At 38.7% G+C, this 24979-nt stretch carries 25 protein-coding genes and 2 pseudogenes; 9 read left to right on the top strand and 18 right to left on the bottom strand.

Translation table 11 applies throughout. The features are described 5' to 3' along the window. Positions 1-262: 262 nt before the first annotated feature. The 4 genes from FYJ57_RS12985 to FYJ57_RS13000 are packed head-to-tail and all read right to left on the bottom strand — an operon-like array spanning position 263 to position 1944. The gene (locus FYJ57_RS12985; protein WP_154432982.1) at positions 263-880 is read right to left on the bottom strand and encodes a GNAT family N-acetyltransferase; all 618 of its coding nucleotides are present in this window, start codon (positions 878-880) and stop codon (positions 263-265) included. 22 nt (positions 881-902) lie between these two features. Continuing rightward, positions 903-1154 carry a hypothetical protein gene (locus tag FYJ57_RS12990; protein WP_154432983.1) on the bottom strand — a complete coding sequence of 84 codons (252 nt, stop codon included), beginning with the start codon at positions 1152-1154 and terminating at the stop codon, positions 903-905. A 21-nt stretch (positions 1155-1175) separates the two neighbouring features. Further along, positions 1176-1607, bottom strand: a complete 432-nt coding sequence (locus FYJ57_RS12995) for a single-stranded DNA-binding protein (protein ID WP_154432984.1) — start codon at positions 1605-1607, stop codon at positions 1176-1178. After that, on the bottom strand, positions 1600-1944 hold the full coding sequence (locus FYJ57_RS13000) for an HIRAN domain-containing protein (protein WP_154432985.1): 345 nt from the start codon (positions 1942-1944) through the stop codon (positions 1600-1602). Before FYJ57_RS13000 ends, FYJ57_RS12995 begins: the two co-directional genes overlap by 8 nt. A gap of 542 nt (positions 1945-2486) precedes the next feature. Here FYJ57_RS13000 and FYJ57_RS13005 point away from each other — a divergent pair. Next, positions 2487-2816, top strand: coding sequence for a MobC family plasmid mobilization relaxosome protein (locus FYJ57_RS13005; protein WP_154432986.1), 330 nt, complete (start codon positions 2487-2489; stop codon positions 2814-2816). Beyond that, positions 2777-4156 carry a relaxase/mobilization nuclease domain-containing protein gene (locus tag FYJ57_RS13010; protein WP_154432987.1) on the top strand — a complete coding sequence of 460 codons (1380 nt, stop codon included), beginning with the start codon at positions 2777-2779 and terminating at the stop codon, positions 4154-4156. Before FYJ57_RS13005 ends, FYJ57_RS13010 begins: the two co-directional genes overlap by 40 nt. 71 nt (positions 4157-4227) lie before the next feature. Here the strand turns inward: FYJ57_RS13010 and FYJ57_RS13015 are convergent, their stop codons facing one another. The 14 genes and pseudogenes from FYJ57_RS13015 to FYJ57_RS13085 all read right to left on the bottom strand — a co-directional run bounded on the left by FYJ57_RS13015 (position 4228) and on the right by FYJ57_RS13085 (position 19897). Beyond that, complete coding sequence (locus FYJ57_RS13015) at positions 4228-4968, bottom strand: MerR family transcriptional regulator (protein WP_154432988.1); 741 nt, start codon at positions 4966-4968, stop codon at positions 4228-4230. A gap of 62 nt (positions 4969-5030) precedes the next feature. Then, complete coding sequence (locus tag FYJ57_RS13020; RefSeq protein ID WP_154432989.1) at positions 5031-5348, bottom strand: hypothetical protein; 318 nt, start codon at positions 5346-5348, stop codon at positions 5031-5033. Between the two features lie 386 nt (positions 5349-5734). After that, positions 5735-7752: pseudogene (locus FYJ57_RS16605) on the bottom strand (S8 family peptidase). A 271-nt stretch (positions 7753-8023) separates the two neighbouring features. After that, positions 8024-9109, bottom strand: coding sequence for an AAA family ATPase (locus FYJ57_RS13035; protein WP_154432992.1), 1086 nt, complete (start codon positions 9107-9109; stop codon positions 8024-8026). Between the two features lie 273 nt (positions 9110-9382). Beyond that, positions 9383-10111, bottom strand: a pseudogene (locus FYJ57_RS13040) (DUF5688 family protein); the annotation flags it as partial. Positions 10112-10121: 10 nt separating this feature from the next. Continuing rightward, positions 10122-10466 (bottom strand): DUF5688 family protein, encoded by a 345-nt coding sequence (locus FYJ57_RS13045; RefSeq protein WP_154432994.1) that lies wholly within the window; start codon positions 10464-10466, stop codon positions 10122-10124. 6 nt (positions 10467-10472) lie between these two features. Next, on the bottom strand, positions 10473-10709 hold the full coding sequence (locus tag FYJ57_RS13050) for a hypothetical protein (protein ID WP_154432995.1): 237 nt from the start codon (positions 10707-10709) through the stop codon (positions 10473-10475). A 735-nt stretch (positions 10710-11444) separates the two neighbouring features. Continuing rightward, positions 11445-12506, bottom strand: coding sequence for a Fic family protein (locus tag FYJ57_RS13055; RefSeq protein WP_154432996.1), 1062 nt, complete (start codon positions 12504-12506; stop codon positions 11445-11447). Positions 12507-12626: 120 nt separating this feature from the next. Beyond that, complete coding sequence (locus tag FYJ57_RS13060; RefSeq protein WP_154432997.1) at positions 12627-14018, bottom strand: tyrosine-type recombinase/integrase; 1392 nt, start codon at positions 14016-14018, stop codon at positions 12627-12629. A 3-nt stretch (positions 14019-14021) separates the two neighbouring features. Then, positions 14022-14993 (bottom strand): helix-turn-helix domain-containing protein, encoded by a 972-nt coding sequence (locus FYJ57_RS13065; RefSeq protein ID WP_154432998.1) that lies wholly within the window; start codon positions 14991-14993, stop codon positions 14022-14024. An 81-nt stretch (positions 14994-15074) separates the two neighbouring features. Continuing rightward, a complete protein-coding gene (locus FYJ57_RS13070; RefSeq protein ID WP_154432999.1) occupies positions 15075-15260 on the bottom strand; it encodes a helix-turn-helix domain-containing protein in 186 nt (61 codons plus the stop codon). Positions 15261-15439: 179 nt separating this feature from the next. After that, positions 15440-16369 carry a response regulator gene (locus FYJ57_RS13075; protein ID WP_154433000.1) on the bottom strand — a complete coding sequence of 310 codons (930 nt, stop codon included), beginning with the start codon at positions 16367-16369 and terminating at the stop codon, positions 15440-15442. Further along, positions 16366-18702: a sensor histidine kinase gene (locus tag FYJ57_RS13080; protein ID WP_154433001.1), complete on the bottom strand. Its 2337-nt coding sequence runs from the start codon at positions 18700-18702 to the stop codon at positions 16366-16368. The genes FYJ57_RS13075 and FYJ57_RS13080 overlap by 4 nt, the downstream gene beginning before the upstream one ends. Beyond that, on the bottom strand, positions 18683-19897 hold the full coding sequence (locus FYJ57_RS13085; protein ID WP_235904582.1) for a DNA cytosine methyltransferase: 1215 nt from the start codon (positions 19895-19897) through the stop codon (positions 18683-18685). The genes FYJ57_RS13080 and FYJ57_RS13085 overlap by 20 nt, the downstream gene beginning before the upstream one ends. Before the next feature lie 83 nt (positions 19898-19980). Between FYJ57_RS13085 and FYJ57_RS13090 the strand changes: the two genes are divergently transcribed. The 7 genes from FYJ57_RS13090 to FYJ57_RS13120 all read left to right on the top strand — a co-directional run bounded on the left by FYJ57_RS13090 (position 19981) and on the right by FYJ57_RS13120 (position 24599). Next, entirely contained in the window at positions 19981-20310 is a 330-nt protein-coding gene (locus tag FYJ57_RS13090) for a hypothetical protein (RefSeq protein ID WP_154433002.1), read from the top strand. 399 nt (positions 20311-20709) lie between these two features. Continuing rightward, entirely contained in the window at positions 20710-21105 is a 396-nt protein-coding gene (locus tag FYJ57_RS13095) for a plasmid mobilization protein (protein ID WP_154433003.1), read from the top strand. Continuing rightward, a complete protein-coding gene (locus FYJ57_RS13100; protein ID WP_154433004.1) occupies positions 21074-22750 on the top strand; it encodes a relaxase/mobilization nuclease domain-containing protein in 1677 nt (558 codons plus the stop codon). The genes FYJ57_RS13095 and FYJ57_RS13100 overlap by 32 nt, the downstream gene beginning before the upstream one ends. Next, on the top strand, positions 22747-23067 hold the full coding sequence (locus FYJ57_RS13105; protein WP_154433005.1) for a hypothetical protein: 321 nt from the start codon (positions 22747-22749) through the stop codon (positions 23065-23067). Before FYJ57_RS13100 ends, FYJ57_RS13105 begins: the two co-directional genes overlap by 4 nt. Next, entirely contained in the window at positions 23060-23827 is a 768-nt protein-coding gene (locus tag FYJ57_RS13110) for an FAD-dependent thymidylate synthase (protein WP_154433006.1), read from the top strand. Before FYJ57_RS13105 ends, FYJ57_RS13110 begins: the two co-directional genes overlap by 8 nt. After that, on the top strand, positions 23824-24237 hold the full coding sequence (locus FYJ57_RS13115) for a dUTP diphosphatase (protein ID WP_154433007.1): 414 nt from the start codon (positions 23824-23826) through the stop codon (positions 24235-24237). The genes FYJ57_RS13110 and FYJ57_RS13115 overlap by 4 nt, the downstream gene beginning before the upstream one ends. Before the next feature lie 74 nt (positions 24238-24311). Further along, complete coding sequence (locus tag FYJ57_RS13120; RefSeq protein WP_154433008.1) at positions 24312-24599, top strand: helix-turn-helix domain-containing protein; 288 nt, start codon at positions 24312-24314, stop codon at positions 24597-24599. The last annotated feature ends 380 nt before the right edge of the window (positions 24600-24979 follow it).

Below are 24979 nucleotides of genomic sequence, written 5' to 3' on the forward strand. Positions count from 1 at the left end.
AATTGATTACTGACCGGTGTTCAACCGGTTGGGGAAAGGTTTGGAAGAGTTACTTCTACCACTGTTTTTGCAATGGTAAGTTCCAGTCAAGATCTACTGGAACTGGAATTTACTTTTCCAATTGACCGGGAAGAACCCTGCGGAACCAGAAGCAAAGAATAACAAATTCTATCCTTTTCCCTCAAGCGAGCAAAGAAACATATGTTCTTTATTTTCAAATACAAAGATAGCTGAGATCGAACAAACGATCTCAGCCACCTAATTACTTCAGAAGATATTTGTACTGCACAATATACCTTTCACTTGCAATCTTTTCAGCCTCTGGATTACGAGTCAAAATTTCTTCATACTCCTCTTTTAAACTTTCTTTGAGTTGCGCCAAAGCTTCAGCAAACTCACTTGGTTCTTTACCAATTTGTGTTGCACCAAGTTTCTCAAACAGTTTTTTACTTGGCTCATTATCCGAGTAAATTCTCACCATGAAATACTCTATCGGCATAAGTTCTAATACTCTTTTCGCAAACAGAGGGATGGTTTCATAAGCAATTTTCTGCCTGCGATATTTCAACAAAACATCCATCCCAATTTCGGGTTTATCTGAAGCCAAATGCTGCATAGTAATATTTCCAACATACAAGTTATCGTCCTTCAAGAAAACAGATACATAAATTGCATCGTCTTCTGGAAGTTTCTCCCAAACAAATTCAGCAAACTCATCGTAATCTACATCACTCATCTTTGAAGAAGTTTTTGCCACGATGGAGTTCTCACGATATAACATTAAATAATTTGCTTTATCTTCCTCACACAAAGCCTTCAGAATATATTTATCATTCTGAGCAAACATTCCATCCTTAAAAAAGAAATCTGCTTTCTGCACTCTATCTCCCCTTCCCTATCCACTAAAAATCAAACTCATCTGGATCCAGTCCTGCGTCTTCCAGCACTTCTCTTCTGTCTTCCGGATCCATAAACTCTAACTCATCGTAATCAAGCCCTGCCTCAGCAAATACATCTGTTTCGTCATCATCATCAAATGAATCAGATTCTCCGTTCTTCAGCATTTCATCCATGAACTGAAACTGTGCAGTTCTCTCGAATGCGTTCAAGCGTCCATCACGATTAAAATCAAACATCTTATCAAATCCAAACATAATTTATCCTCCCAAATCTGTTTATGAAAATGGCAATTCATCATCGATGCCATCTGGAATGTTCATAAATCCATCAGCATCTGTTGGGTTACTTACTGGTCTACTGTAATTATTCTGACCGCCATTACCTGCTGCTTTGTTTTCTGCAAACTCCTGCTCCTCTACAACGATATCCGTTGTATAAACTTTCTGGCCATCACGATTCGTGTAACTGCCGGTCTGAATTCTTCCGGTCAATAAAATCTTTGTTCCCTGGCGCAGATACTTCTCTGCAAATTCTGCGTTACGCCCGAAGGCAACACAGCCAATGAAGTCTGCGTTCTGCTCGCCATCTCTTTTGAATCTGCGATCAACTGCGATAGTATATCTTGCAACTGCAGTAGAATTCTCTCCTACGCCATACCTTACTTCCGGATCTCTGGTCAAACGTCCCATCAGGATTACTTTATTCATCGACTGCTTCCTCCATCTTCTTATGTTTGTTATCAATCAGACTCTTCTTACTGAGACTGCAGATCGTTCCATGTGGTGTTACCAGGACAACCTTGGCCTTTGCAGTGTCACCGATCTTGTCATAGATGCGTCCGGCGCTCATGCTTTCTCCGATTACAGTGTGTGCACTATTTGCCACATGTCCGATCTCGCCAAGTCCTTCCTTCTTTACAACGATGGCCTCTTTATCGAACTTGTTATCCGGTTCCTTCTTAAGTTTCAGTTTCATTCCCGGCTTCAGGAATTCGTTTCCGTGATAATACTTGGTTCCTGTCAGTGTGAAATAAATCTTACTCATCGCCCTTCCTCCTCAGTCTTCCATAAATTCAAAATATTCTTTATCGCTGGCAAATAAAATGTACTTGCCATCTACGTATCCCATGTATCCGTTGCTTGTAACATATCCCTTCATTTGCCGTCCTCCTTGATTCCTTTTCTGATGCTACCAGTTTACAGCAAATAGATGTGCAAAAATCCCGACAGCCAAATAGTCTCCGGGCAGGTTTTGTGCCCAAATCTACCCCGTCCGGACATTTTTTCAGAGCAGTTTCAAAAATGTGTCTAAACTTCCCCGGACATTTTTGTATTTAGTAGTTGAGGGATAGAGAATAGCTAGGACAGGAAGTGTCATGACATTCCACTTCCGGGCATTCGCCACAAGACCGGGACCCTACCCAATCTTCACGCAAGCTACGAGCTTTGCGAAGGCAGCCTGATTGTACATTGGAAGCTTGCTTACAACTGTACAAGTCAGGATGGCTTCATACGGCGACAGCCGTGACCGAGATGAAGCGTGGTGTAATCGAGGTGAAAGCTCTATCCCCCAGAAAGGAGATTTACATGGCTAACAGAACCAGAGATATCCCAATTCATTTTTTTGTAACCGCTGAAGAGAAAAAGATGATTCGTAAGAAAATGATCCTGTCCAGGACAGCAAATATGGGAGCTTATCTTCGCAAGATGGCTATTGATGGAATCATCGTAAACACAGATACAACTTACCTTGAGAAACAATTTTATGAGATGCACAAGATTGGTGTGAACGTGAACCAGCTGGCAAGGCTTGCCAATTCCACTGGTGCTGTGACACCGGAAGAAATAAAAGAATTGAAGGGGATGATAAAAGAGATATGGCATATATTAAGATCTTCGGCATCAAATCTACAGTAAAGAAAGCCGTCGATTACATCACGAATCCTGATAAGACCGATGACCATAATCTGGTTTCTTCCTATGGTTGTTCACCGGAAACTGCCGATCTGACATTTGCTATGACCGCAAAGCTTGGAAAAGATAATGTGATGGAGAAGGGAGACAACCTTGCCTGGCATATGATCATTTCCTTCAAACCAGGTGAAATTACAGATCCGAATGTCGCTCATGAAGTTGCAACAAAAATTGCTGATGCAACGCTGAAAGGGAAACATGAGTATGTTCTTTCCACTCACGTTGATAAGGATCACGTCCATTGCCATCTGATTTTTAACGCAACAAATTATGTGGACTACCATAAGTATGTTTCCAACAAACGGAACTATCACAAGATCTGTAAGCTCAGCAATCGCATTTGCCGGGAATATGGTCTGGAAGAGTCCATGCCCACCGGAGAGAAAGCAAAATCATATAAAGAAAATATGGAGTACAAACGAGGAAACAGCTGGAAAGCAAAACTCAAATACAACGTGGATCGTGCCATCTGGTCGTCCGTTTCCTTTGATGAATTCCTGATGAAGATGAAAGAAGCAGGATATGAAATCCGGCAGGGAAAATATCTGGCTTTCCGGGCTCCTGATCAGAAACATTTCACCAATGTCAAAACTCTGGGAGCCTATTATACAGAGGACAGTATCCTGAGACGTCTGGCGAAGAATCGTCATAAGGCCCGCATTCCTCAAAATGCATCATTCAAAATAAGGATGTTTGTGGAGATGACTTCCTATGTCGCTGACGGCAATCGCCCCGGCTTTGAACAGTGGGCCAGAAAAAATAATCTGAAAGAGGCAACCAAGACTTTCAGTTATCTTTCACAGCACAATCTATTGAACTATGAAGAATTCCAAAATCACATTTCTGATTTGAAGGCTTCCATTCAATCTACGGATGATCAGATCCTGCAAACACAAAAAGCTATTCAAAATCAGAAGATTATTAAGAAGCACTGTGAAGTCTATCGTGCATGTCGTGATGTGGTTCGTGCTGAGAAGGATGCTCCGGACAAAGCACTCTACCGCAAACAACATCAGGCAGAATATCAGCTGCACGATGTCACTTTAAAAGAACTGGCTGAGCTTGGCATTCACAAGCTTCCGTCTTCCGAAAAGCTGCAGCGACAGCAGCTGGAACTGGAAGAAGATCTGGCCTCAGCCAAAAAAGAAAAGCAGGATCTTCTGAAACAACAGAAGACCCTGGGCATTATCGAAAACAATTATGAAACGATGCTTCGAGGTGCAGGCATCGATGTTCCTGAGCGACAGCCTGGAGGCTTAATCAGAGAAGAAGTAATCTCATAAAAGTAAAAAGGCACCTCATGGAATGATGATATTTCACTCCACAAGGTGCCTATACTCTGATTTTCCAAGAATTATTTTGTCAGGATATATGCTTCTATCGCTTCGTTAGCAAAGACTGCAGTACCCTCACCTGCGTACTTATCTATATTGGATGTCATATCTCCACCGCCTGCATACATCTGTCCCAGACTTTCCAAAATCTCATCGGTACAGGTATAGTAATGCTCGGTGATATAGTTCTGCAGTTTCTTTACCAGGGCCTGTGCTTCTTCTGATTCCGGTTTCTTATTTCTTATCTTACCGAACTCCGCAAAGATTTCCATCATCTGAACACCAAGTACCTGTTCTTCTTCGCGGCTTCTTCCAGCCGACTTCTTCTCAAACTCTTTATAGGCATCGGTAGTTCCCCAGGATGCTTTTGCCTGGGCTTCATATTCATCAATTCTTCGTGTATCGAAAGCATCAAAACTCATTTTACTCATTTTCTGAACTCCTATCATCTTTATTCCACGAGCCAGATCGATCAGGTTTTCCAGATGCTCTTTCCGAAGTTCCAAAAGCTTTATCTGTTGTTCCAGTGCTTTGCTTCGATCAAACTCCGGATTATCAAGAATCGTTGTAATCTCTTTTAATGGAAACTGAAGTTCTTTGAATAACAAGATCATCTGCAATCGCTCCAGGGCCTTATCGTCATAAAGCCTGTAGCCGGCAGCTGTAACTTCCGTGGCCGGCAGAAGACCAATCTTGTCGTAATGATGCAGGGATCGTATACTCACCCCTGATAATTTGCTTACTTCATTTACCGTCATCATCAATATCAAACCTTCTTTCCTGTCGTGGTAAGTTCATAATAAGGTATGACATTATGTCAGGGTCAAGCATTATTTTTATTAATCACGAAATTTTCTTCCCCAAGCAAATATCTCTCATAATCCACACGGATCATCTCCTGCCCACCGATACGCTTCGCTGATTGAAACGCCATATGGCCAGCCCATCCTACATGGCTGATCGTCCAATCACGATTGACCACATAGAGATTATTTCCCGGTCTGGCTGTTGGCTTTTCTCCATCTCCAAAAGTGAATCCCTCATTCTCTGCATCCTGCAAAAACCTTCTTGCAATCACTTCATCTCTCAGATACACATACACTTTCCCATTCAGTTTTGATAATTCAGTTACATTGCGCATGCTCTCATGCCTCCTCTTCGATCTATGATCCTATGAAGAGCGGCAAAAGGAAAAGGCCCCCATCGTTTCCGACAGGAGCCATAATTCTCAAATACATAACGCCCATCGGTCAAGCTTTAGCACCTTGTTGAGAATAAGTTCAGTCCGATTCATGATCCATCAGGGGCCACAAAACAAGGCTGTCCTTATGTCTGCATAGGCATTTTTATTTTCCGTAGACTGAGCAAAGTAATCGTATAGGTACTTCCCGCATACACCAATCATGCTGCAACAGAGCATCAGCATGATCAGTTTCCTTGTCTTCATCTTGTATATTACCTTCCCTTCTAATAGGAAAAGAAAAGCAGCGACTCTGAGGAATCACTGCTTAAATCTTTGAATATCAATTATTTATTTGTTGCTTGGAGTCTATTAACATTCTGCACTTTAATAGGTGATAAATTACGATACTTTTGAAGAATGCTATCATACAAACTTCCATCATATTTAGGAACATCAATCGTAATAACAACATTATATCGTACCTTTTCATGAAGTCCTTCGTCTCTACCAATAGCATGGAGCGAGATAAACGGGTTTAATAGTGACGATGTTCTCATAGAAACAAATTTTCTAATAATTGTATCCCACTTAAAATCAGAATTACGTAAATCGGCTTCGCGGAAGCTTTTCTTAGCTGGTTTCGATGCAGGCAAATCTGATTTACTGTAACCATCGTCCATTAATCTTTGAACTTCTTCATATTTGCTTTGGTCCATAAGATTAATCTTCTTTGTCGCAGATCCATACTTAGAAAAATTGAAAGTCATTTCATGCGGATAAAAAGTATCCTCTATACAATTATTAGTATATGCATCAGAATCCTTCATGTTTGGATTAACCACGGTGCTTATTGTCCATTTAATCTTTGCTGTTCCTTTATGTTTATTGACTTCTGGCATATATATTGGGAGTTTCACGCTGCTACCTGCCATTATTTCTCCAGAATACAGAATGGTAACGGAGTTATCATCACATTCCAATAACGCTTCAACGTCATCAGGACAATATCCAAAGCCTTCTTCATTTGTACCTTCTAATGTTTCCGATTCTGCATGATGAATCAAGATTGTTCTTGCAAGATGTGGAATTATTTTCTCGGACGCAGCCATTAGTTTTCCTATCTTTCCCGCAACAACAGGTGCGGAAAAACTTGTTCCCTGTTCAGCTCCTGTAAGATTTCCTTGATTCATTACCGCAATAAAAAGGCGATTCATAGATCCACCAAACTCTAACAAATCAGGTTTGATTTTCCACCCTCTCTGCCTGGGCCCACGCAACTATAAGAGGCAACTGTTCGCTCGCCTAATGGCGTATAGCTGTATGAACCAACAGCAATTCCATTAACCATGTCAGCAGGAGCCTGAATACGATTTAACGGTTCTTCAAGATTTCCGTCGTTTCCAGCTGCAGTAACAAAGAGTGGATTTATTTCCCCCTCATCGACATCATAGCTCAAAAGATCACAAACATATGTAAATCGGCTTATTTCATCATCAATAATGGCTCCTCTTGGTCCCATGGAAATATTAAACACCTTTATATCTTTTCTTTCTCGAACCACCTTCTCGATAATATCAATAGTTGTATACATCTGAAAATCTTTTTCAGCATCGCCAGTTCTTTTCGCAGGTCTTACACGGAATGATTCAACAGAGACTCTTGGATTTTCAACTTTATCATAGCGTGTTTTCCCATATAAATCTCCATATAAAATTGCTCCAGAAACAGCACATCCATGTTCTAACCCTTTTTCTGTTGGTGGATCATCTATCATATCATAATTGGTAACATATGGAGCTAATAACGGAATATCATTAGGAACTCCACCATCAAATACACCGATTTTTAAATCAGGTTTAATAATTACATCCGGTAACTGTGGAGCCACATCTGTTATCGGACTCATGCGAAAGGGATCATCCCATTCATCCTCAATTGGCTTAATACTACGAAGCGGATTGTAATACATTGCCTTGGTTAACGTTTCAGCATTCATCTTTGTACATACAAAGGTCAATCCATCATCATATGTTCGAACTGCAGCATCACTTGGAGATATTCCAGTTGTATTGAAAAATCCATTAATTGCATCTTGATAATTAATACCTAATGGATGGATAACAACCTCGACATCACCTTCTGTCCACTGCTCGTCAAATCCCAAAGCCTTTTCTTTTGGTTGAAGCAAATCGATGGTTCTAATTGTGCAAATTTGATCCTTCCAACTTTGATTACCATCTTTTCTTGTCGAAGACAGGGTGTTTTTAAACTTTGCCAAATCACCATCTTTTGCTCGGACAAAGTATAGTTTGCCCTTCGTGTCTGGATCAATAACATACTTTCTTCCACCAACAAGACGCATTGATGTATCTGCTACAATGGAGCTGGGCGTATATGATTTTGCCTCATATTTTTCTTCAAGTCTTACACAAAGAATTTTATCTTCAACAAATACTTCTTCAGAAGAAGCAATAGATTGTTGAATTCTATCAATATCATTCCATAACCTAGACTTTGCCTCATAATACTCATGTGGGAATTTATGCGAATTCGGTCTTGGTTTTCTTATCAAAGATTCAATATATGCTTCACCATTTGCAATAATGGGATGTCTCTGACTATTAGCCGTTTTCTCACTCCTTTAAATATCTTCCTACAGTTGATAACGGTATACCTGTAATCTCTGAAATTTGTTTTAATGTTGCGCCGCTTTTTCTAATTTCTTTACATGCAGCAATCTTATCATCTTTTGTTTTCAAGCTGACTAACTCACAATACTCTTTAAAAATGTTATACTCAACAGAAATATTGGGATTTAATATAATTCTCCGCTTTATATGCATGCATAGTTTACACATATCAGCTGCTGAAATTCCAGATGTACCATCACATAATAAATCGATTACTGCATCTGAAATTGAAGAGGTTCTCTCTCCTAGCTCGCGCAAAACTAATGCTTTTCTCTCCGCCAGTTCTGGCAAAAAAACTTCAATATTTCTGTCAAATCTTCTCCAGATTGCTTTATCTAACAATTCAGGATGGTTAGTAGCAGCAATTACAACACATGTTGCCGGAAAATCTTCAAGTTCCTTAAGAAGAACATTTACTAACCTTTTTAATTCACCCAAATCACTTGCATCGTCTCGGCGTTTAGCAATAGCATCTATTTCATCTAAGAACAAAATGATATTTTGGCTTCTTGCATATTCAAAAATACTCTTAATATTCTGACCACTCCTGCCCAAATAACTAGAAATGGAATTAGCCAAATCTACTGTAATCAATGGCATATTAAGCATATACGACAGCCATTTTGCTATGTATGTTTTTCCTACACCTGGTGCTCCGTACAGCAAAAGGGAATTAGGTGGAGTAATTCCTTCATTAAGAAAAACATCTATTAGTCTTCGTTCTTTTAAGAACTCAGTCAACTGATTCTTAACAGAATCACACAATATTGGTTCTTCACAATAAAGTGGCTCCTGTAAATTAACCAGTTGATATCTGGTCTCCTGATCAACAGGTATGTGAGACAGATCAATACTCCTATACACATCTGTTCCACCATTTACACAAGAAAGTATCTTCATTATTTCTGCTGATGTTTGTGGATCCTCTTTTTTTATTTTCCTTCCAATATACAAACCAATTGCTTCAATATTTTTTCGATCATTGCTTAATGCAGCACGTAACAATTTGGGTATGTATGAATTATCCATTTTTTCACCCTCTATCACATTATTCCAATATAGCAAATATCATTATACTTTATTTTCTCTTCTTAGTCAATTATATTTCTCACATTTTGAAAATAGTCGCAATACAAGAATCATACATTATCTGTAATTATAAAGTTTTTTATTCTAAAATTCTCATATATTATTTTTTGTATTTATTTGAGAATGCAATTTACATCTTCTTTCTCTACAAAAAGGAAATGCAATAGTCACTCAAAAATGACTATTGCATTTTCGTATTTCTCATTTACACACTTACAATTCCTGCCCTTTATCCTTCTTCACCGCCTTCTCCACAGCTTTCTCTGCTTTCTTTGCAGCGCTCTGCTGTTTCTTTTCTCCTAGGCGTTCATGAATACTCTTCTTGGCAGCTTTTGTTTCTGCTTTTTCCTTCTCGAGACGGGATGCACGTTTTTCCGCATTTTCCATGACCGCTTCCTTGCGGTCATAATGCTGGACGTGATCGGATAAGCGATCCTCTCTGGATACTTCTGTCCGGTTGATCTGCTGTACCATGGCAGAAAGTTCTTTCAACTCAATATCCACGGTTTCCGGTACTACAATCACCTCATGACAACTGGAAGGAAGGATATAGAAATCGCCTCCTACAATTTCTCCAATCTGCTGCATGAGATTTCCCTGAAGGATTAATCCGGCACCATCGATATTAACGCCATTGGTAAGACAATACATGCCCATACCGGCTCCCTGATCAGGATTACCATCTAAAAGGTTCTTCGGTTCTGCACCAAACATCATGCTCTCCATCATACTACCCATGTCACAGAACATTGGATCACGATTCATATCCGCTGCAAGTGCAGCCTGATGGAGCTGATCCACGCTGATTCCCCACGTTTCAAGAAGATCCCGAGTGACTGCCATACTGGCTGTTCCCTCTTCTGTTTCCTGAAGATTGACATGATAAGTGGCAGAGAAATCACTGTGCTCTGTGTGCGCAAGATTGGCAAGTCTTTCCTGGTTCTCCTGTGTATCAACAAAGACGGATCTGGAGACTTTCCTTTACAGCGTCATAATTCATAAGCTTCTGTGTCACCTCCGGACCAATTCCCGGCGTGTCGTATTCAATACGCATATCTGCGATATCTCCTACAATCTCGTCGATATTTTTTCCGTTCTGGTAATCGTTCCAGAAGTTCTCAATATAAATATTCGGTACCACATGCTCACCAGGCCTTGCAATGGAAATGCCGGTAAGATGTGTATCATTGTTTTTTATCACCTCGTTGAAAGTGATTTTCGCATCTGCATAACTCTCAGGCAGCAAATCCTTAATGGTCTCCTGCAGATACTGCTGAAATTCTTTTCTGTTCATCATATGTTACTACCCCCTTCTGATCATGTGGCGGTACGGACGTTTTCTGGAAATTGCTCTTTTCGCCAGTTTCTGATAAGCCTTTATACGGCTTACTACCTTCATTTCGTTCTCATGCATATTCTTTTTATGATTTTTAAATGGCCTTAATCGCTCCAGTCCGATCTCTACGACTTTCTCACTCTCTGGATGAAACAGTTGCCTTTCTTCGCCCGGATTGCTGTTCGCATTCTTTTTGCAATTCATTAGAATTCCCTCCTTTTTTGGCTATTTAAATGCAAAGAAAAATGCCCATTCACGAGACCATTTACAGATCTGTGAATGAGCATTGTCATTCGATAACTTATATAGAGTTGTCATTCGATGAATTTTTGCTAAGAAAGTACTGATTTTAACAATACTTAACGCTAACCATACTGGCGAAAACAGCATCGTCGCCATAATTTCTTAGAAGAATTCATTTTCCTGTTTTGGAAATAGTTACTTTTTTGTTGGGAAATTTTCATTATCCGAATCCCTATTTCGTTTGCAATTCCGAGGGTAAAACGGAGTGATTTTTTACCGTTACAAAGACAAATCGGAATGATTTCGCAATTTCTGCTAATCATTCCGATGCCCACCGTCGACAAGAGGATTTGAACCTCCGACCCTTCGCTTAGGAGAGCTCTGTGGTTCTGTTAATCCCTGTCAAGAACTGATATGTTTAGCCCTTTATTATCAAGGACTTTTTTCACTTTCAAATCAAATTCTGGTAATCTGAATACCCTTTCTGTCAAGACCAGATAAGACCTGAAAATTAGCAGATTCTTTGCAGCTGCTAACATCCGGGGAAAGCTCTGTTGTTACTGACAGATATCATATACCGGCTACCATCCCCTTACAAGCGGGAATGATAAACAATATTCAATTGACCAGATTTCTATTATTACTATACACCGTTATTGAAAATTTGTCTATGGTGTTTCGACCACGACAGCCGAATTAAATACGAACATATCCAGTTGCCGGCCCGGCACCTACTTTTGCGATATATTCACTTTTAACCAGTTCCGTCAGGGTCCTTTCTACAGTTACCTTGCTTATATCCGGACATAACTCCATGATTTCTTTTTTGGTAATTTTTCCTACCTTATTATCAATCACTGCCTTTATACGATCCGGCTTTGAAAGGCTTCTGTTTTTCAGGTGCTCTACACGCCCCTCAAACTCACTGTATGCTTTTAGTATAATTCCCAGATAATATTTTACAAATGACTCATAACTGTTTTCATTTTCGTGCCATCCATTGGAACTTTCCTGTAATGCCTCATAATAAGTTTCTTTTGTCTTTTCAATCAGCATTTCAACACTGACATACTTTCCGACAATATAGCCGGCTTTATAAAACAAAAGAAGTGTTAACAGGCGGCTCATTCGCCCATTTCCATCATTAAATGGATGGATACACAGAAAGTCAAGAATAAACATAGGGATAAGAATCAACTTATCTATTCGATCTGCTTCCCATGCTTCCAGAAAATTTGTACAAAGTTCATTCATAGCTTCTGGAGTCTGAAATGCCGGCACCGGGATAAAACGCGCTTTCTGATGACCTTCTACATCTGTTTCTGCAATTACATTATCCGAATTTTTATAATTTCCACCAGCATTTCCTTCGGAATATGAGTATAAATCCCGATGCAATTGTAAAATAATATTGGGTCTCGGATTAATATACTCATAACTTTCATGGATAGTGGCAAGAACTTCCCGGTATCCGGATATTTCCTGCTCAGACCGGTTACGTGGTTCGGCTTTCTGTCTTACTAATTCTTCCAAACGTTTGTCGGTAGTATAAATACCTTCAATCCTGTTAGAAGCCCCTGTACTTTGAATCAAAGCAACTTCCAGCAGAGTTTTCAATTCGTCTATATTGGCTTCAAGGAACAATTCCTGCTTACCTTTATGCTCATGAATGCTTCCGACCATCTGAACAATTTCAGGTTTTAGCAATTGCTCCGGAGTTTTTATATAATCAAAACTTCTCATCGAAATCTCCTTCATTTTAATATTATCTCCATCATTTTACCATCAAATGACGGTGATATCAATTAGCATGATGGAGATATATTTTTAACATTCCTTTTAACGAAACCCGTTTTTTCACTAAAATTACACTATTTTTCACTTCATTGTCTTCGCCAGTGACGTAAGAAGTGCTGCCATCTCAGGATTATTAAGGACCTTTGCAAGCAGCTCTGCATCCACGCCTTCCGGAACCGCTACCGTGTTTTGTGCTGTATTCGGATGCATCTGCGGATCCAGATCTTTTTTCTCATAAAATGCTTCTTCAAACAGCTCTGCATTTTTCTTCCGGTCATCATCCAAGATGTGGGAATATACATCCGTAACCATGCTGACCTGAGCATGTCCGGAATCTCCCTGAACAGCCTTAATATCTCCACCATTCAGTTTCAACTTATAGGTAACGCTGCTGTGTCTGAGACTGTGGAAAACAATCGGTGGGAGATCATAGTCCTTAATCAACTGATTCAATGGCTTCCGGATCGCGCCATCCCCCAAAGGAAGACCAAACGTACTTGCCATGACCAGGTTATAGTCCATGTATTCATCTCCAAGAACTTCCTTTGTCTCATCCTGTTTTTCTTTCCATTCGATCAGCATCTTTGCGACAGACTTTGGAAGGAAAACCTTTCGGACACTGCTGTCTGTCTTCGGTGTTTTCAAAACACAGACTGTTTTATTGGTCTTGCTTTTTTCCGGAAATATCAGCAGCACATCTTTTGCATCCAGCTCTTTTAAAGCTGATTTGCTCACTCGCTGGGATTCCTTATTGATAAACAGATATGCCCGGTTTTCCTCAATTGCTTCCTCCGAGATGTCCACACAATCCCAGGTAAGCCCCAGAAGCTCACTGATCCGGAGAGAGCAGGAGAAGGAAAGGTTCATTGCCAGCTTTAGCCGATCATCCTCACATACTTCCAGTGCGTACATCAGAGTTTCGGCAGTCCAGATCTCCCGTTTCTTTGTTTTATGTTTTGGTACGGTCGCATAGATACAAGGATTCTTCTCCATCAGCTCCCATTTGACAGCCTGTTTAAAACAGCTTCGGAGGAGTTTATGGATATCTCTGATGGTACTGGTAGATACATATTCATTCTTTCTTTTCCCAATTATAGGATTGACCACAGCCGGAGCTTTCAACAATCTCTGATAATATTTTTCAATAAAACGGGTATTGATCTCCGACAGTTTTTCATCCCCGATGATCGGAAGGATATAATTATTTATGAGAGAAACATTTCCATCATACGTAGATAATGCCCAGTTGTCTTTCCCATACAGGGCAACGTACTCTGCCAGAAGATCTTTCATGGTTTTGCACTGCGGGATTATCATGGATCCCATTTCTTCTTTATATTCAATTTCTTTCTTGCGTTTCTTTGCCTCTGCCTTTGTAGCATAAGTTTCCCATTTCTGCTTCCGTTTCCCGTCTGCATCAGTATAGGAATAGATCACATTATATTTTCCGTTTCGTTCTCTGATCGATGCCATAATCTAACAGCCCCTTTCTGTATTTCTCTTTTCCAGCCATGCTTCAAATTCTTTTCGTTTGATCCGAACATGGTTCCTTATTTTTACAACCGGAAAATATCCTTTTGTGTACCAGACATTTATCATGGACCGGCTGACCTTTGCCATAAAGGCTGCTTCATCTATAGTAAGATACTGCAGATTGCCATTCCTTCCTCGTTCCCCGGTCTGTGCCAGTTTCTTTCTCCGATAATTCGCCAGTGCCACATTTTCTTCCATTGCCAGTTCTTCATAATCGTTCGCCGGATCCAGATGATATTCATCCTGCCCGTCCAGAAACTTCTGAAAGCTTTCCTTCGTGATTCTTTTTCGATCAGCAATCGTGACGAACTCAAAGAAATGCTGATACTTTTGACTATTCAGGATGCCATATACCTGATTTCTGGTGATTCCCAGCTGTTTGGCCATTTCCGGCATAGTGAGAGTAGCGGCCTCCATTTCCGCGTCCCTCTTTTTATCCTCCTTCGTGCGGTATCTGGACTGACCGTCATACCATTTCTGAAATGCAGCTTTTGGTACACGTTTCCAGTAGTCCACAATCACGACTTCGATATTATTTCGCTTGATCAGGTCATAAACGACACCATCCGTAACTTCCAGCATTTCTGCAAGTTCCGGAACAGAATAAGACCATTCTTTCAATTCCTTTCCCGGTTCTTCTCCGTTGACTTTATGATATTTAATCTGATTTGCATACCACTTTTCAAAACTCTCAATATTGACCCGCATCTTTCCGGCAATCTCTTTGGTCTCAAAAAAGTTTTTATGTACCAGCCAATACCGATCCGTCTTTTTAAGCCCTAAAAGCTCGCCCATCTCAGAAACACTCATCCATTTCTTTTTTGCAGAAGACAGTCTCTTGTATGGGCTGTTTGCTTCCACTTCCTTTATCAGTTCTTCGTATTCCCCAGTATTCATTTTTCCCTTCTCATCCATGAAGCTTTCCTCCTTCTTCCCATACCATACCGCACTTTTTCAAAAAAATTTAGGATGTCGATTTTTCATCCGGATAGGAGATTAGTTGGAAGATTCCGGCAGCTTATCCAGCCAGTCATCAAAGCTCTTTTTGGAAATACGGTACTTTCCGCCATCCAGCTGGATCCACCGGAACTCATTTTTCTTCAGAAGATTATATATTGTCGGTCTGCTGACTCCAAGGATTTCCTGTAACTCTTGTACTGTATAACATCTTTTCTCTGACATATGTCATTACCTCACATTTCATCAATATAGAAGGTCAAATAAAAGTCCTTCTATATATCCAAAGATTCGGAGTGTCTTATACAACATGTTTCAGTAAAAAAATGTCAAGATGAGCATAATTGCAAAAATAAAAGAAAGGAAGCCTATCACCTGTTAATGGTGACCACGCTTCCTTTCTTCTATATTTTTTCTGTTACAAATTTTTCTAGTTTTTCAATTAGCTGATTATATCTGGTAAGATTTTTTCTCATTTTTTGATGTAATTCCTCATCAATCGGTATAAAGTTTCCTTTTGTAAGTTCTATAACATTGTCCGTTGATTTCCTATGTCCTAAGGCATTACGATAGTGAGAAATTTCATTTTCATAATTTGATTTGAAAGAAGAAAATTCTTCTTCAGCAGTAAGGTTATAATTATCCAATAAAATCTTAATTACTTTTTCAAGCAAATATAATCTGTCAGAATGACTAAAAAAGTGAATACTGTTAACAGCTGCAGGAAATGTAGGATTTTCAGCCAACACTTTTTGTTTTGTTTTCTGATCTCTATCTTCATTTCGCTTAATTGTTTTCTGAACAGCGTTTTCTAAAATATCTTTTTCACTCTCATCAAATTTGTGCCAGACAATATTTAAAATCTCTTGAATCCTTACTTCAAAATCAGATGAACCATCCATAACAAAGCCACGCAAATTTACAAGATCTTCTGATCGCTTTACTATTTTGCTAATTAAATTTTCTACTTTTTCAGTAAATATTGTATAATCCCGTTTTGTTAAATATACTCCATCAATGGGGGTTCCCTTTGAAATAGCATCTAACATATTTTGCTCTTCTGAGGAATAGAACAAAATATCAGTTAAAATATTATTATTTCTAATAGCGGATGCAACTGTATCTCCAGTTGTCCCTTCTGCCAATTTGTAATCCATTAATATTAAATCATAATCATTCCCTGTTAATTCGGTAATATCAAAGTCATCACCATTTTTTCTAACAATTTTGGGAGTCAAGTAATGTTCTTGTAATATAGCATTGATTCTTAACCTTTCCATGTTATACCAAGATACTTCATCTTCAAACCATAAAATTTTAAATACCGTATTCATCTTCTTAATTTCACCACTAATCTGAAACCATCTCGATATGTGGTATCGATTGTTACAGTCCCTTTCATTTCTTCTACTAGTTGCTTAATATGATACAGACCTATGCCAAACCCTTTTTTACTAAAATTATTCGACACCCCCCATTCAAAAAGCATATCAATATCAATATCTTTATCTAAACCTATTCCGTTATCTGCAAATGTAATTTCAACATACTTCTGCGTTTCTCTTAATGATATGTATAATTTTGTTGCCCCTGCTTTTATAGAATTACTTGAAATATTATCCAAAATAACCCCTATAGAAGATGCATCAAATTTACAATTAAACCCTCCATCATCAGGAGTTAGTAAATATTCAATTCCTTTAATAGCTAAGTCTGCATCAATATATTGACGAATAAAGTCATATATACTATTTGAACCATCTTGTTTCAAGGTCTGATTTCCATGAATAGCTAAATCAGAAAGTTTGTGAGCTTTTTCATTCGCCTGATATATCTCACCTATTACCATTAAAATGGTCTCTTCATTGGCAGCTTTTCCTTTTGATAATTCTTCACGTAAGAAATTAATATTTCCTTTAATGGCATCTGTTAAAGTATAAACTGTGTGAAAGCCGCCAAGCAAATTAGTAACATTTTGATTGGCCGCCCCTGATAGAAAGTATACTTGTTTTTTTCGCACTTCACTTTCCTGACGTACCTGCTCCAGTTCTTTTTCTTTTGCAGCATTATCTTCTTCCAGTTTAATATTATCAGACAGAATTGCTTCAGTTCTTTTTTTTACGTTTTGAGCAAGCTTTAATAATCCTTCATCTTGTGTTTTTTCAGCAACCGATTCTAATTTCTTTAATGATGATGTAATACTATCTGGTTCTTTCACAAGCGTATCTGAATTTAAAATTTCGGGATTACATTCAACGCTTAATATGTCATCTGTATTTATACTAGTAATAAACTGTGAGACTATTTCATTACCAATTTCTTCTGGAGAAATAATATGATTATGATTGGATTTTAACGGTTCGCCCCAATTTATAAGATGAACAACATATTTTTCCAATACTTTTAATACCTTTTCAACAAACAACTCGGCAAGCATATCTACTGCAGGTGTTTGAATAAAACCATGTGCACGACTTGTTGTTTCAACAAATTGTTCATTATCACCTTTTATAGAAATACGCCCCATGATTTCACGGGTTCCTAAAAATCTCTTCCATCCTTGTGCTTTTCTTTGGTCAATTCCAAAAAAATCTTGTCCTGGCTCTCCATAAGGATTAATTCTAAATCCATTTTTATAGATGAACACTGAACCATAATTTTTAGGAGTGACTCCACCCATTTGGCGTGTAAAATTCACTTTTGCACTCTGATTGAGGTAGAATACTGAGATATGTATGTTTTTTAATAATCCATATTTTCGATTTTTTTCCTTAACAGTAAATATATATTTACCTCTGTCAGATAAAGTACTCGTGATGCTTCGTCCATCTTCCGATATATTAACTTCTATGTTGGTTGTTTTTATGTTTAGCTTTTCAAATATATCATTTTTAATTTTCCCATTCACAATATCACGATCTGGATTAATTTTCTTTTTTGAATTTTCTCCCTTTTTTTTATCCTTTTTATAGTCCTCCAACAACTTTTCATCTGTTTCTTTTTCTGATGGAACAACCATCTTAATATCAAAAGGTAATTCTCCTTTATCAGCATCAGGACTAATCAATTTCATTAGAGAACGTTTTAATTTTAATAATGCATCTCTATCCCATGTTTCTCTTAAATCAGTAACAATAAGAGTTGTTCCATTACTAAAACCACTTGGAAGCTGATTGATCTTAGAATAATCAACCGGAATTTCTATAAATTCCTTTGTATCATCTAGTTCAAACCGACTCCAATTTACATCTACAACATGTGCTTGAATTTCTTTTTTAGTTTTTGTTATTAACTGCAAAGATGCACCTAATCTGTCACAAGAAAATCGCCCAACGCCTTTAGCTCCTGCTACTTCACGCTTAATCTCTTCTCTATAAGTTGATTTTGATCTGTTTTGTGGCTTCTTTTCAGAATATGCAACAAACAACCATTTCTGAATTATATCATTGTATGTCATGCCACTTCCGTTATCAGAAATAATGATTTTTCCCGCACCTTCATCAGAGACTAAATACGATATTTCAACCTTACTAGCGCCTGCATCATATGAATTTTTTACTAACTCGAATACAGCAATATATTTATCACTAATCAAATCTCGCCCAATTAAATTTTTTAATCCAGCACTTACTCTAAATGATAATGTATCATTCGTTTTGGTCATCATTAAGCACCTCCAAAAGTGCCATTCCTATTTGTTCAGCAAATAATGGTGGAACAGCATTACCTACCTGTGTATACCTTGGTACTTCATTTTTTCTTCTCTTTCCACCCGAAGTATATTTTCCTTTAAACTCATACCAATCCGGAAAACTTTGAATTCGTGCATGCTCACGGACTGTTAAAATTCTTGGTTCACAATAGTGCACCAACTCATCTGGGATGGATGTAATTGTCGGAGCTTGTAAATTTGGATCAAGAACTGTCACACCTCGACGATTTAAACCTTCAACAATATTATCATCAGGTGTAATTCTTTTTCCTATTGGGGCACATGCTAATAATTTTTCATGCAAAGTGATAGTATCTTTTCTATGATTAACGAAGCGATGACTGTCTACCGCACCGTTAAATCCATCCATTCCTTGGCGCATTAATCTCTGGTATCCTGACGTAGCTACACCATATATTCCAGCTTTAAATCCTCTTGTGTCTGGCGAAGGACACGTTCCACAATGTTTTTCCAAATCGCTTATTGCTTCATATACTGTCGTTTTACTTTTTATCCCATTTTTATAACAAAACTTTTCTTTATTTTTTTCCAATATTGAAAAAACATCTTTAGGAGAATGGTTTTTCATTGCAACAAGAATAAATCTCTTTCTTTTTTGAGGAATACCATATTCAGACATATCCACGATTTGATGAAATGTTTTATACCCCAACCGTTTCAAAGCTCGCTCAACATATGAAGAATATTTCTTAGTACCTTTTTTGTTTTTAAAATTCACGGTAAACCCGTGAACATTTTCAAAAATTATTGCCTCAGGCATTACAAGCTTAATAAACTTAATATAAGACTTTACAAGTTTATTCCTTTGATCATTCTTATCACGTTTACCAGCCATCGAGAATCCCTGGCAAGGCGGACCTCCAGCAACCAATGTTATTTTCCCTTGTAGGTCAGTCAACTCCTTCTCGTGATTTTTTATAAGTTCATTGATGTCATGTTCTTTAATTTCAAGCCAATCTGGCCATAAAAAATGCTTATTTTTATTAATCAAATTGTGCTCTAATGTTGAAAAAGCATCCGCATTTTTTTCAACGGCAAAAAGACCTGCCCATCCAGCTTTTAATAAACCGGTAGACAAGCCGCCACAACCTGCGAATATATCAATATACAAGTTTTTCTTTTTCATCATAAAGCACCTCATTTTTGGATACAATTGTACATAATAATTATAAATCTTGAATTCGATTAAGTCAATTGGGAGGGGCCATTTATATGAATACCGCCTATTTTGTTAAAGTGTCAAAATCTATGTCCTGGAATGAATTAAAAGAAAAGATAAATAAGCAAAAAAATAATAGAATCAAACCTCTGCCTTTTATAATAGCAGCAATAATCGATGTCTCTTCTACGGACTTTGATAATCTTTCTCTGTCTCTTCAAAAACCCTCTATGCAGTATGCTTCCTATGCGGCTTTATCTGTTGCAACATTACAAGGTATATGGAATTGCATTTTAATAAAATGTAATGATGATTCACGAAATATTTTGATTTATACTGCTGGAAATATATATCCTTTATATGCTTCTATCATTAACTTATAAAACAGTATTCCCTATATTAATGCTCAAATTATGCTCTTTTCTTGATTATCAAATAATCGTCTGTACGCATTATGTATGTTTCTACTATTTTCCCCTGTTGAAGTTTTTTTAATTCCGTATTGTATAAGGTGTTCTCAATTCCCATATATATGAGAGGTTCTTTTTCTAAGAGCAAGATCCACCCGGTAATACACTATCGCAATTTTTGCTCTATTGTATTTCTACTGGGTTGAAATCTTGATGGGGATTCCGTTTCCCCATACCCTCGATAACGACATCTCTGATGTCTATTGGCTTCCACATAAATGTGGGCGCAGCACTGAATACAATCGGAAGGGACAGCCGATTTTTCAGTGGTACCACTACGTGGATGCAGTAAAAACTGCAGAAAGGAGGAGCATGGCACCAAAAGAAAAACCTCAGGAAATGCATCGTAACCATATCATTTGTCTGAGATTAACAGACACAGAATTTGCATTTCTAAATGAATCTGTAAACAGAGCAAACTTATCCCGTTCTGAATTTCTACGAAGATTGATTCTCGGAAAAAGGGTTGTAACCAAATATCAAGTTGTTGCAGATTCAGATGAAATCAAAAAACTGGCCGGGGAATTTGGAAAGATCGGATCAAATCTGAATCAGATTGCAAAATTTTTCAACTCTGGTGGGGAACGTTCGATGGCAATGGAAGATGATATCCGTCAATGTATTTCTGAATTACAACAGTTAAGAAAAAAAGTTATTAGATTGGCAGGTGACTTTGATGGCCATCATCAAACATATCAAAAACCATAATGCAAATTATTCTGATGCATTGGAATACCTTATGTATCAGCATGATGAAAAATCCAATAAAGCAATCGTGGATGAATATGGCAGAAAGCTTCTGCGAGAAGAATTTTATATGGATGGCTTAAATTGTAATCCCGATACCTTTGATATTGAGTGTATGGAAACAAATGCTCATTTCAAGAAAAACAGAAGAAAAGAAGAACTGAAAAGTCACCATTACATCATCAGTTTTGACCCTGCAGATGCAACAGAATGTGGACTTACCGGAGAAAAGGCTCAGGCTCTGTGTCTGGAATATGCCCGAAAAAACTTTTCCGGCTATCAGGCATTGGTAGTTACACATACAGATGGACACAATGGATCCGGTAACATTCATACCCACATCGTCATCAACAGTGTCCGCAAATATGCGGTTGATCGACAGGACTACATGGACAAACCCCATGAACAGGAAGCCGGATATAAACACCGCTCCACAAACAAATTACTGGATCATCTGAAGCAGGAAGTTATGGATATGTGCAACCGGGAAGGACTACATCAAGTTGACCTTCTTTCTCCGGCTCCCGCAAAAATAACTAAAGAAGAATACTGGGCAAAGGCGCATGGGCAGGATGAACTGGATAAAGTGAATGAGAAAATCCGCGCTGCCGGACTTAAACCGGCTTCCACCGTATTCCAGACACAGAAACAGTTTCTGCGGGATGCGATTGATGAATGTTCCCAACTGTCCGGAAGTTTTGATGAATTCCAGTCGCTGCTTTTGGACAGGTACAATATTTCTGTCATTGAGAAAAGAGGAAGTTATCGTTATCTTCATCCGGACAGAGACAGACGAATCTCGGCAGAATCTCTGGGAGCCAACTATGGAAAAGCATATTTGGAACAGCAATTCCAGAATCATTCTAGCGACAAAGTTCGTCCACATGAAAGCACTCACAGGGATGAGAATGTTGCAAATCTTGATTATCATACAGATCCATTTGTCATCTTTTACATGAAATCAGAGCTTCGTCTCGTGACGGATCTCCAGACAAATGTAAAGGCGATGCAGAATCAGGCTTATGCCCGGAAGGTAAAAATCGGCAATCTTCAACAAATGGCAAATACCCTGATTTATATCCAGGATCATGGTTATGACACCAGAGAGGATCTGAAAAAGCAGGCCTCAGACATTCAGGTAAAAATGGAAGAAGCTCAGGATCAGCTTTCTAAACTCTCTTCCAAAATGAAAACTCTGAACACACAGATCCATTATACCGGTCAGTATTTTGCTTCCAAATCAGTGTATGCAGAATTTCTGAAATCACGAAATAAAAAGGAATTCCGGCAGGGGCATTCTTCAGAAATTAGATCTTATGAGGAGGCACGCGACTGGTTAAAAACATTCTATCCGGACGGAAAGATGTTGTCGATGAAGACACTGAAATCTCAGAAAGCAGAATTACAGGAATCTATTGATGCCCAGAAATCAGTTGTAAAACAATTCCGGAATTATCACAAAGAACTGGAAATCGCCGGTGCAAATGTAGATGCCATTCTCGGTATGAAAGAACCATTGGTTCACCATTCTTATAAACAACCGGCACAAACAGAAAAATCTAAAAACAATACACAACACAAAAAGAAGGAGGACAAGACATTATGACACAAACAGAATTTCATTTGATCTTTGAACAGCAGGTGCAACGTTGTGAAGAAACCCTGTTGAGCAAAGCAAAAGAATATACCGGAAACAGCCCGGACAGGCTCAGCGCATTTAAAACAGCTGCAGCCTTACAGGAATGTACACCCGAAAGGGCTCTTGCCGGAATGATGGCAAAACATATCATCTCAATTTATGATATGTGCTTTTCAGAACAGGCATCTTATGATCAGAGCATTTGGAATGAGAAAATTACAGATACTTTGAATTATCTGTTCCTGCTCAATGCATTGGTCAGAGAGGAGGGCTGCCATGAATAGAATTGAAACAAAAATCCTGAACTGCTTTGCAGTAAAAGAAGCAGAAAAGAATATGGTTTTTGCCGCAAGGCTGACCCAGAGAGGGCATATCATCCATTCCATGAATGACCTGGTGGATCTGTATAACCAATCCTTTACGAATGAGACATTGACCAACCTGGGAGAACTTCCACACCCTGCCATTCAGAAATTTACAGTAATTACTCTGGCTGTCGTAGGTGCCAGCAGAAGATTCCTTTCCCAGATCACCCGGCACCAGAACGAAGTAAAGTTCATGAGTGCATCATTACAGTACAGCAACTATTCCGGAGAAGCAGATTTTGCCATTCCATATGAGATTATTTCCGCACCTTCGGAAATTCAGGCGCTTTATCTGGAAAGCTGTCAGGAAGACATGAACTGTTATGACCGCCTGTGCAAAGCCGGGATCAGCCATGATGCTGCCGGTTATGCAACACCGCAAGGATTAAGAAATGTATTGATCATCAGCGCAACTCCATATCAGTGGAAGCATATGATCGGTCAGCGTTGCTGCCGCAGAAATACCGATGAGATGCGGATCGTAATGCTTATGATCTGGCAGAATCTGTATGAATTAAGTCCGTCACTTTTTATTCCGAAACAGACCGGACCATTCTGCCAGAGAGCAAAATGTCTGGAAGGCAAAATGAGCTGCCTACATCCCATTGATCAGATCCTGCTTCCCGAAGATATTCTTCATCTGGATTATCCTTTACTTTGCAGAGGTGATGCAGTATGAAAATAAAACTCATTGATTTCGGACTGACTCCCGGACACAATCCTCTCCGCGTCCATGAAAATGATGCCGGTGCCGATGTGTATATGCCCTATGACTGTACGCTCCAGCCAGGGGAAATTGTCAAAGTGCCTCTGGGATTCGGATTGATCCTTCCAGATGGATATGCCGGATTTGTCTTTCCCAGAAGCAGCATGGCAGAGAAAGGGCTTACCTGTGAATTGCCACCAGTTGATTCTGGATATCGTGGAGAGATCCATGCCATCATCAGCAACGTCAGCAACAAGGTGCAAACGATACCCATAGAAACCAGAGTTAGTCAGCTGGTGATTACACCAATTATTATTGCTGATTTTGTATTTGATTTTGGAAAAGAAAGAGGAACTGATGCGTTCGGAAGTTCCGGAGAATAATTGAAACTTTTAATAACTGAGGTGCCAAACCGGCACCTCAACACAGATAAAATATAAAATACGAGGATATGATTATGATTACATTTGGAGAAAAATTACGATATTTAAGACGAAAAAACAATCTTACCCAGAAAGAACTTGGCATGGCAGTTGGATTTCCTGAAAATACTGCGGATGTCCGAATTGCTCAGTATGAGACCAATGCACGTATGCCACGAGAAGAACTATTAAGAAAGTTGGCACAGGTACTTGGCGTACAGAAAGAAATTCTCACTGTGCCGGTACTCACAAAACCCAAAGAATTCTCTGCAACATTCTTCTGGATGAATGAAATGGGAGACGGAGGCGGATTTCATTTATAATAAAAAGATGGATTTACTTATTTCTCATTTAAGCAAATCCATCTTTTATTCATTTTAGAATAAAAGAGAATGTAGATAACCAAATATTCTATATTCTCTAAGCGAAATACTTTGCACCGATATTAAATGAAGATTTCTTGTCTGCTACGTCAATCATTTCATAAAACAATATATACTTCATCCTTGTAAAAAAGCGTAGCCAGAAACCGAAGAATATTAAAAAAGTGATCTCATTCAATCTAATGTGAATGAGTATAGTGGCTCAGTTGTCAAGACAAAAATCTAAGATTTTTATAATGAACTGATATGGTGGACAAGTTACAAGGAACATGGAGAGAACAGTGGAGCACTCCCCAGATCCAATATATGCTAAGCTACAT

The organism is Oliverpabstia intestinalis, assembly GCF_009696065.1.
Taxonomy (GTDB): Bacteria; Bacillota; Clostridia; order Lachnospirales; family Lachnospiraceae; genus Oliverpabstia; species Oliverpabstia intestinalis.

What these genes read in the sequence shown, in the direction of transcription:
- FYJ57_RS12990 (WP_154432983.1), bottom strand. Translation starts at nt 1,154, where the DNA reads ATGTTTGGATTTGATAAGATGTTTGATTTTAATCGTGATGGACGCTTG.
- FYJ57_RS12995 (WP_154432984.1), bottom strand. Translation starts at nt 1,607, where the DNA reads ATGAATAAAGTAATCCTGATGGGACGTTTGACCAGAGATCCGGAAGTA.
- FYJ57_RS13000 (WP_154432985.1), bottom strand. Translation starts at nt 1,944, where the DNA reads ATGAGTAAGATTTATTTCACACTGACAGGAACCAAGTATTATCACGGA.
- FYJ57_RS13005 (WP_154432986.1), top strand. Translation starts at nt 2,487, where the DNA reads ATGGCTAACAGAACCAGAGATATCCCAATTCATTTTTTTGTAACCGCT.
- FYJ57_RS13010 (WP_154432987.1), top strand. Translation starts at nt 2,777, where the DNA reads ATGGCATATATTAAGATCTTCGGCATCAAATCTACAGTAAAGAAAGCC.
- FYJ57_RS13015 (WP_154432988.1), bottom strand. Translation starts at nt 4,968, where the DNA reads ATGATGACGGTAAATGAAGTAAGCAAATTATCAGGGGTGAGTATACGA.
- FYJ57_RS13020 (WP_154432989.1), bottom strand. Translation starts at nt 5,348, where the DNA reads ATGCGCAATGTAACTGAATTATCAAAACTGAATGGGAAAGTGTATGTG.
- FYJ57_RS13035 (WP_154432992.1), bottom strand. Translation starts at nt 9,109, where the DNA reads ATGGATAATTCATACATACCCAAATTGTTACGTGCTGCATTAAGCAAT.
- FYJ57_RS13045 (WP_154432994.1), bottom strand. Translation starts at nt 10,466, where the DNA reads ATGATGAACAGAAAAGAATTTCAGCAGTATCTGCAGGAGACCATTAAG.
- FYJ57_RS13050 (WP_154432995.1), bottom strand. Translation starts at nt 10,709, where the DNA reads ATGAATTGCAAAAAGAATGCGAACAGCAATCCGGGCGAAGAAAGGCAA.
- FYJ57_RS13055 (WP_154432996.1), bottom strand. Translation starts at nt 12,506, where the DNA reads ATGAAGGAGATTTCGATGAGAAGTTTTGATTATATAAAAACTCCGGAG.
- FYJ57_RS13060 (WP_154432997.1), bottom strand. Translation starts at nt 14,018, where the DNA reads ATGGCATCGATCAGAGAACGAAACGGAAAATATAATGTGATCTATTCC.
- FYJ57_RS13065 (WP_154432998.1), bottom strand. Translation starts at nt 14,993, where the DNA reads ATGGATGAGAAGGGAAAAATGAATACTGGGGAATACGAAGAACTGATA.
- FYJ57_RS13070 (WP_154432999.1), bottom strand. Translation starts at nt 15,260, where the DNA reads ATGTCAGAGAAAAGATGTTATACAGTACAAGAGTTACAGGAAATCCTT.
- FYJ57_RS13075 (WP_154433000.1), bottom strand. Translation starts at nt 16,369, where the DNA reads ATGAATACGGTATTTAAAATTTTATGGTTTGAAGATGAAGTATCTTGG.
- FYJ57_RS13080 (WP_154433001.1), bottom strand. Translation starts at nt 18,702, where the DNA reads ATGATGACCAAAACGAATGATACATTATCATTTAGAGTAAGTGCTGGA.
- FYJ57_RS13085 (WP_235904582.1), bottom strand. Translation starts at nt 19,897, where the DNA reads ATGATGAAAAAGAAAAACTTGTATATTGATATATTCGCAGGTTGTGGC.
- FYJ57_RS13090 (WP_154433002.1), top strand. Translation starts at nt 19,981, where the DNA reads ATGAATACCGCCTATTTTGTTAAAGTGTCAAAATCTATGTCCTGGAAT.
- FYJ57_RS13095 (WP_154433003.1), top strand. Translation starts at nt 20,710, where the DNA reads ATGGCACCAAAAGAAAAACCTCAGGAAATGCATCGTAACCATATCATT.
- FYJ57_RS13100 (WP_154433004.1), top strand. Translation starts at nt 21,074, where the DNA reads ATGGCCATCATCAAACATATCAAAAACCATAATGCAAATTATTCTGAT.
- FYJ57_RS13105 (WP_154433005.1), top strand. Translation starts at nt 22,747, where the DNA reads ATGACACAAACAGAATTTCATTTGATCTTTGAACAGCAGGTGCAACGT.
- FYJ57_RS13110 (WP_154433006.1), top strand. Translation starts at nt 23,060, where the DNA reads ATGAATAGAATTGAAACAAAAATCCTGAACTGCTTTGCAGTAAAAGAA.
- FYJ57_RS13115 (WP_154433007.1), top strand. Translation starts at nt 23,824, where the DNA reads ATGAAAATAAAACTCATTGATTTCGGACTGACTCCCGGACACAATCCT.
- FYJ57_RS13120 (WP_154433008.1), top strand. Translation starts at nt 24,312, where the DNA reads ATGATTACATTTGGAGAAAAATTACGATATTTAAGACGAAAAAACAAT.